The organism is Phosphitispora fastidiosa (genome assembly GCF_019008365.1).
GTDB lineage: Bacteria > Bacillota > Thermincolia > Thermincolales > UBA2595 > Phosphitispora > Phosphitispora fastidiosa.
Window position 1 is genome coordinate 1 of sequence record NZ_JAHHUL010000034.1, and the last position, 6,964, is coordinate 6,964.

General features: G+C 47.8%; 7 protein-coding genes. All 7 read left to right on the forward strand.

Annotation, left to right across the window (positions count from 1 at the left end; genetic code table 11):
* A partial coding sequence (locus Ga0451573_RS18595; RefSeq protein ID WP_231685668.1) for a LysM peptidoglycan-binding domain-containing protein occupies positions 1–444 on the forward strand: 444 nt, incomplete at its 5' end.
* A 158-nt stretch (positions 445–602) separates the two neighbouring features.
* Complete coding sequence (gene rmuC, locus Ga0451573_RS18600; RefSeq protein WP_231685676.1) at positions 603–1,589, forward strand: DNA recombination protein RmuC; 987 nt, start codon at positions 603–605, stop codon at positions 1,587–1,589.
* A gap of 117 nt (positions 1,590–1,706) precedes the next feature.
* Positions 1,707–1,778, forward strand: coding sequence for an ABC transporter ATP-binding protein C-terminal domain-containing protein (locus Ga0451573_RS20345; RefSeq protein WP_353740081.1), 72 nt, complete (start codon positions 1,707–1,709; stop codon positions 1,776–1,778).
* A gap of 263 nt (positions 1,779–2,041) precedes the next feature.
* Complete coding sequence (gene pflB, locus Ga0451573_RS18605; RefSeq protein WP_231685669.1) at positions 2,042–4,273, forward strand: formate C-acetyltransferase; 2,232 nt, start codon at positions 2,042–2,044, stop codon at positions 4,271–4,273.
* Between the two features lie 51 nt (positions 4,274–4,324).
* Positions 4,325–5,059, forward strand: a complete 735-nt coding sequence (pflA, locus tag Ga0451573_RS18610) for a pyruvate formate-lyase-activating protein (RefSeq protein WP_231685671.1) — start codon at positions 4,325–4,327, stop codon at positions 5,057–5,059.
* Between the two features lie 125 nt (positions 5,060–5,184).
* Complete coding sequence (locus Ga0451573_RS18615) at positions 5,185–6,102, forward strand: spore coat protein (RefSeq protein ID WP_231685672.1); 918 nt, start codon at positions 5,185–5,187, stop codon at positions 6,100–6,102.
* 188 nt (positions 6,103–6,290) lie between these two features.
* Positions 6,291–6,845, forward strand: a complete 555-nt coding sequence (locus Ga0451573_RS18620) for a hypothetical protein (protein ID WP_231685674.1) — start codon at positions 6,291–6,293, stop codon at positions 6,843–6,845.
* Positions 6,846–6,964: the final 119 nt, after the last annotated feature.

Below are 6,964 nucleotides of genomic sequence, written 5' to 3' on the forward strand. Positions count from 1 at the left end.
AGATTTAACACAACTGTGGCGGCCCTGATAGCAGCGAATCCGGGTGTTGACCCCAATGCCCTGGTAATCGGCCAGCGCATCTGTGTGCCTCAAGTTGCTCCTCCGCCTGTATGCCCTCCAGGAACAGTACCATACATTATCCAGGCTGGAGATACTTACTATTCCATAGCCATAAGATTTAACACTACCGTTGCAGCCCTGATTGCTGTCAACCCGGGTGTTGACCCGAATAACCTGTTTATCGGACAGCGCATCTGTGTACCACAGGCTATACCCCCCATTGGCTGTCCTCCCGGGACCATGCCTTATATCATCCGGGCCGGAGATACATTTTATGCTATTGCCGCAAGGTTTAATACCACTGTGGCGGCCCTGATAGCAGCGAACCCCGGTGTTAATCCTAATGCTCTGGTGATAGGACAGCGTATCTGTATACCGCGTTAATCCTTTTTAGTGAGTGAAAATAAAACGGGATGGGTGCAGCTTACACCCATCCCGTTTTTGTCCTTAAATATTGCTCCAGGCAAAAAGGATTGGGTCATAAATTGTCGAAGGATAAGACTGGATTATTTTATTTCGGGGAGGGACAGGCTGTGGAAGTAATGATTATAATTATGCTTACAATACTGATAATTTTGGTATTCATACTGCTTCATAAGCAGTTTTCCGGGAAAAAGGACTTTGATCCGGAGCTGCTGGTCAAAAACACCTTACTCGATTTTCGCAGCCAAATTCAGGAATCAGTTAACAGCACCCGTAAAGAAATGAGTGATGCCAGGGAGGATATCAACCGGCGGACCAGGGAAACCCTAACCCTGATGACAGATATGCGGGCGACCGTAGAAAAAATAATCAGCCAGCAGGAAGAGTCAGCCCGGCTGGGACGTTCCCTAAAGGATATTCTGCAGACTCCGAAAATAAGAGGCAACTATGGTGAGGCAATCCTGGAGGAGATGCTGGATAAGGTTTTGCCAAGGGGGATGTGGACCCGCCAGTACAGGCTCGGAGGCGGGGCAGTTGTGGATATTGTCGTCAATTACAGGGATATGGTGATTCCCATAGATTCCAAATTTCCGCGGGACAACTATGTAAGACACCTGAATTCTGAAGATCCCAGGGAAAAGGAGATATTATGGAAGCAGTTTGAGAAAGATGTTATCCTCAGAATAAGAGAAATCGGCAGGTATGTTGCCCCTGACCGGGGCACATCGGATTTTGCCCTGATGTTCATTCCCTCAGAGGCCGTGTATTATGAAACAATTGCCGAAAAGAACTATCTTGGGCATCCATCGCGGATTATAGAGGAAGCTGAGAAAAATAAAGTTATGCCTGTAAGTCCCAACACATTTTATGCCTTCCTTCAAATTATTATGTCAGGCATTCGCAACCTGGAAGTCCTAGGTCAGGCCAGGAACATTCAGGAAAAGCTGGTTAAGCTGGAAACAAAATTCGATCACTTTTATAAGCAGTATGAGATTATCGGCCGGGAATTGGAGAAAGCTTCTGAAGCTTACCGCAAAGGTGACCGGCACATAGAGCTGTTCAAAAGGGCGCTGGATGTAACAATAAGTATAGATGAAAAACTATAATGGTTATTGTTATACAATAAAATCTCATGCCTTAATAGGAGGGATTTCAAGGAACGTGTAGAATAATTAAACTACCCAAACGGAGAACGGCAAATTTAGCGGGTAAAAAAATTGACATTGGTCCTCCATGGTGATGCCGATGAGCTGGCTGCCAATCCAGAGGTCAGGAAGGCATATTTGGGGGAATAAGCGGAAACAGTGCAAACTTGTTAGTTAAGAGGTGAACAAATGGAAACCCTGATTTTGATTGCTCTGCTTGTGGGACTGTTTTTTCTATTCCGCCGCGGCGGCGGTGGCGGTTGAGGTTAATAGAATAACGCTTTCGGTGAAAGCAATGTAAGAGCTGGGGCTGACTCATAATTAATGAGTTGGTCCTTTTTTTGACGGTCAAAAATAATGTGCTTCTATCTGCGGAATACTATTTATTACTACTCGCAGAGGAGAGGAAATCAATGAAAGAGCAGTGGCAGCAATTTAAGCCGGGAGCATGGGTGGATAGAGTAGATATCAGGGACTTTATTCAAAAGAACTACAGGCCCTATAGTGATGGCCCGGAATTTTTAACCGGAACAACTGAAAAAACCCGGGTACTGTGGGAGATTGTACTCGGCCTGCTGGCTGAGGAGAGAGAAAAAGGCGGCGTCCTGGACATTGACACAGGTATTATTTCAACGATTACTTCTCATGAACCGGGGTATATCAATAAAGAAAATGAGGTCATCGTCGGACTGCAGACAGACAGGCCCCTGAAACGGGCTCTGATGCCCAGCGGCGGAATCCGCATGGTAGCCGGCGCCGCTAAAGCCTATGGCTATGATCTGGATAAACAGATTGAGGAGTTCTATACCAAACACCGCAAAACCCATAATCAGGCTGTCTTTGATGCCTATACCGAAGAAATGCGGAGGGTCAGGAAGGCCGGTATTATCACGGGGCTTCCCGATGCTTACGGCAGGGGACGGATTATCGGGGACTATCGCAGGGTAGCCCTGTATGGAGCGGATTTCCTCATTGCTGACAAAGAGGCTTCTTTAAAGCACATTGAATATGAAATTATGGAAGATGACCTTATCAGGGCAAGGGAGGAAGTCAGTGAACAAATAAGAGCCCTTAAGGAAATGAAACAAATGGCCTCGGGCTACGGATTCGACATTTCCGAACCTGCCGGCTGCGCCGCTGAAGCTGTGCAGTGGCTTTATTTTGGTTACCTGGCAGCTATCAAAGAGCAAAATGGGGCGGCCATGAGCTTTGGTCGTGTGGCCACTTTTCTTGATATTTACCTGGAAAGGGACCTGGCAAAGGGGCTGCTTACAGAGGAAAAAGCCCAGGAGCTGATTGACCAGTTGGTAATAAAACTGAGGATAGTGAGGTTCCTGAGAACTCCGGAATATAACGAGCTTTTCAGCGGTGACCCCACCTGGGTGACTGAGTCTATAGGGGGAATGGGTCTGGATGGGCGGACCCTGGTAACCAGAACATCATACAGGTTCCTCCATACATTGCAAAACCTCGGGCCGGCCCCGGAACCCAACATGACGGTACTGTGGTCCCAGGGGCTTCCGGAACAGTTTAAAAGGTTTTGTGTGCACCTGTCAATTGAAACCAGCTCCATTCAGTATGAAAATGACGACCTGATGCGGCCGCGGTGGGGAGATGACTACTCGATTGCCTGCTGTGTTTCGGCAATGAAAACAGGTAAACAGATGCAGTTTTTTGGGGCCAGGGCCAACCTGGTTAAAGCCCTTCTCTATGCTGTCAACGGCGGCTGGGATGAAAGGCTTGGAATCCAGGTAGGTCCCAGGTTTGCCCCGATAACTTCGGAGTACCTGGATTTTGATGAGGTCATGGAGCGGTTTGACAGCATTCTGGAATGGCTGGCGCGGTTATATATCAATACCCTGAATATCATTCACTACATGCATGACCGCTATTTTTATGAGCGACTCCAGTTAGCTCTTCATGACCTTGATATTGAGCGGACTATGGCTTGTGGTATTGCCGGGCTTTCAGTTGTGGCCGATTCTCTCAGCGCCATCAGGTATGCTAGGGTGAAGACCATCAGGAACAGCCAGGGCTATGTGACTGATTACAAGATTAAGGGGGATTTTCCCCAGATGGGCAATAATGATGAGCGAGTAGATCGTTTGGCTGTTGATCTTGTAATCAGGTTTATGCACAAGCTTAAAAAGCAGAAAACTTACCGGGGGGCGGAACCAACCCTATCGATTCTTACCATAACTTCCAATGTGGTCTATGGGAAAAAAACCGGAAGTTCCCCAGATGGGCGAAAAGAGGGCGAGCCTTTTGCCCCCGGAGCCAATCCCATGCACGGGCGGGACCGGAAAGGGGCTATTGCTGCCATGAGCTCGGTTGCCAGGCTGCCCTATGACTACTCAAGGGACGGAATTTCATATACCTTTTCAATTGTGCCCAAAGCGCTGGGTAAGGTCGGGGAAGACATGGTGCGGAATCTGACAGGGCTTTTGGACGGCTTTTTTGCCATGGATGGCCATCACATGAATGTAAACGTATTCAACCAGGAAACCCTGGAAGAGGCCATGGCACATCCGGAAAAATATCCGCAGCTTACCATAAGGGTATCCGGTTATGCTGTCAATTTCATCAGCCTCAACAGGGAACAGCAGTTGGATGTCATCAACAGGACAATTCACGGCTTGATATAGATATAATAGGGCAATTCACGGGGCTGATAGAAATTTAGGCAGGTGAGAAATTTGGGTATAAAAGGATATATGCATTCGGTGGAGACATTCGGTACTGTTGACGGCCCCGGGACAAGATACGTTTTTTTTATGCAGGGCTGCCCTTTAAGATGCAGGTATTGCCATAACCGGGATTCCTGGGAAATGACCGGCGGCAGGGCAGTGGATTCTGATACTATGCTGGAGGAGATAAGGCAGTACCGCCATTTTTATAAGCCCTCCGGAGGTGGTGTCACCGCATCCGGGGGAGAACCCACTCTGCAGCCGCAGTTTGTGGAGGCCGTATTTTCGGGAACCAGGAAAATGGGTCTGAATACCGCCCTTGATACTTCAGGTTATGTTGACAGTGAGGAGATAAAAGATCTGCTGGGTGTCACCGACCTGGTAATTCTGGATATTAAAGAGCTTGATGAAGCTGACCATTTGGAGCTTACCGGGGCATCCGGCGAAAAAACCAGAAGGTTTGCTGAAGTGGTGGGTGATCTGGGAATACCGATCTGGGTTAGACATGTCCTGATTCCCGGAATAACTTTGGAACCGCAAAAAATCCGCAGACTTGGAGAATACCTGAAAACCGTCAGGGGACTGAAACGAGTAGAGCTGCTGGGCTTCCATAAGCTTGGCAGCCACAAATGGGGATTGCAGGGATGCCCGGACCCGTTGGAGAATATTTCTGCGGCTTCGGCGAAAGAGACCGAATCAGCTAAACAGGCGCTTCGCGATATGGGAATTGTTAATGTGGTTTAACGGGGAAATTCGGCAAAGCCGGAGGAAATTTGTCCCATACATTCAAATGAAAAAAATGGGGTAAACTTGTCATAGCGGCGGTCAGCCGTCAGATTTAACAGATTTGCATAAGAGGAGGAATAAGAATGTACAAGAACAACAGTACTTATGGTCACGCTGGGTCAGGAAGCCAGGGTTTTGGCGCTTTTCAGTCCCATTTGGAGAGCACAGGTATCGGCGGCGCTCAGCCCCAGTTGGGAACACAGCAGGGCAATTATGTGAATCCCCACTATCTGGGCAGAGAGGAACAGATAGTGCAGCAAACTAACCCACAGTCATGGTATCATCCGGGAAACCAGATTGGGCAGAGCATTACACAATCCCAGGGCCAGCAGTCCGGATGGCAAACCGGTTATCCAGCCGGCAATCAGATGGGCTATGCAGGTCAGCAGAGCGGGATGCAGTCAGGTTTTGCAGGTCAACAGACCGGAATGCAGACCGGAATGCAGGCAGCGAGGTTTGGGGCCACTGAATTAATAATGATCCATGAGGCTCTCACAGACACTATCAACGGAATCAATCAGTTCGAATTGTACAGGCAGCATGTCAAAGACCAACAGCTTATGCAGATTTTGGACAGCCAGATTAATCATAAGTTCAATTGCTACAATAAGATGGTGAATCAACTGCATAACCAAGGCGTCGGTTCAATTGTGCCATACAGGACTGCCAAGAGTACCGGTGTAAAATACGGACTCAGGCAGCCGGGAGCAGTACAGCCCAATACCGGGATCAATGAGATGGATGATCGGGATGTAGCTTCAGCGATGTTGGGATGCAATAAGGCAGCCGCCTGCCTCAAGTTTAGAGGCGCTCTTGAGTGTGCTGACCCCAACCTGCGCAGCATGATGTTGGATTGCGCTGTCTCGGCGGCTAACCTTGCTCATGAAGTTTTCCTTTATATGAACCAAAAAGGGATGTATCAGGTGCCCACCCTGGCACAGCAGACCACCCAGACTATGATGGGTGTCTATCAGAATGTGAACCAGCCTTCATTTGGATAAGATTAAAAGTAGTTAACAGAACCCCCTGCCAGGCTGTGAAAGCCAATGGCAGGGGGTTTTTTGCGGAATCGTTGACGGTGATGAGGGAAAAGTCTATTTGCATTAATTCAGGGTGAATATGGCAGGATAATCAGCATAAAATGTCGAATTAACAGCCTGAATGACAGATTTTAGTGAGGGGAAGCTCAATGAATAGAAGCAGGTTGAAGATAATTGCGGCATTAGTGGCGTTGGCTGTTTTAGCAGGCGGCATCTGGCTTCTGCTGAATAATGCCGGGGAGGTAGAGCGAGACAATAAAAAGGAATTTACTGAACTAAGGGTGGTTCAGTTTTACCTGCACCTGCCCGAAGATGACATCATCATAGGGCGTGCCGAAGAGGAAAGCTTTGCAGTGCTGCTGGATTTAATACGACAGGCCGTACTTAATCTCGAAATCCCTAAATCCGGTGTGGAAACTTTCTCTCAAAAAGAAATTGAGGATATAACACAGCAAGATGTTTCTGTCAGTGCCTGGCTTATGGAATCCCAAAAAATCGGCATTTCACTGCAAGGGGATAGTCCTGACCGGGATATTTATGGCAATGCCGTAATCACAACAGACAGAATATTAGTAGCTTTGGGCGGCAAATATATGGGTACTGTTTTCATTCGGGATCCGCAGGCAGGTCTATGGCAGAGTTGGGAAACAGACAGGGCCAGTATCCGAAAATTTGCGGAAACCCTCCGCAGCGGAGGCCTGTAATATCATAAATGAATACTGGCATATAGAGGAAACATTCCGGGTGGCATGAATTTAACTGCCCGGTTTTCTTTTTACTTAAAAAAGTATTTTTTCGACACTTTCAGAAGGAAATAAAAGGC

Coding starts and splice junctions, on each gene's coding strand:
- rmuC (WP_231685676.1), top strand. CDS start 603: ATGATTATAATTATGCTTACAATACTGATAATTTTGGTATTCATACTG.
- pflB (WP_231685669.1), top strand. CDS start 2,042: ATGAAAGAGCAGTGGCAGCAATTTAAGCCGGGAGCATGGGTGGATAGA.
- Ga0451573_RS18615 (WP_231685672.1), top strand. CDS start 5,185: ATGTACAAGAACAACAGTACTTATGGTCACGCTGGGTCAGGAAGCCAG.
- Ga0451573_RS18620 (WP_231685674.1), top strand. CDS start 6,291: ATGAATAGAAGCAGGTTGAAGATAATTGCGGCATTAGTGGCGTTGGCT.